The organism is Vibrio sp. 1249-1, from assembly GCF_033340495.1.
In genome coordinates, this window is record NZ_JAWOWJ010001107.1 from 1 (window position 1) to 534 (window position 534).

A 534-nucleotide genomic window follows, 5' to 3' on the forward strand; every position below is an offset into this window, starting at 1 on the left:
GCGCATGCAATGGTGCAAAACAAACAGTTTTCTAGCGCCCGTAGCGAATACGAAAAGTTACTCAAAGAAGACAATTTTGACTGGATTAAAACTGCACTCGCCAACACGCTAATTGAGACCGATAACTTAGAAAAAGCACAAGAAGTTCTGGAAAGCTTGAGCAGTAAAAAAGAGAACCCCTACTATCACGATGAAATGTCTAACATGGCGGTGCTGAGTGAAGACATTCCTAAAGCGATCAAACACCTTAAGCAATCGACTATGTTGTTGGATGCTGGTTCTGAGCGTGAACTGGTGATCACCAACCTCTCTTTAGCCAGCGAATCTTACGATGACGCGGTCACTTACATTAAGCGCTACTACGAAAAGAACGAAAATACCTTCCGAGGCGGCATCTTCACCAAACTGAATTTTGTGCGCTGCCACTTATATAGAGCGCTCAATGCACCTTCAAATCAATGCTTTGAAAACCTTTTGTTTGGATTAAACCCACTGATTGGTGAAATAGAGAAGAACTCGCAATTCAAAGCCCAA

Annotated in this window: 1 protein-coding gene; it reads left to right on the forward strand. The window is 42.7% G+C overall.

Annotated elements, in window-relative coordinates:
• On the forward strand, positions 1-534 hold a 534-nt coding region (locus R7Z50_RS30710), incomplete at both ends, for a tetratricopeptide repeat protein (protein WP_318150180.1).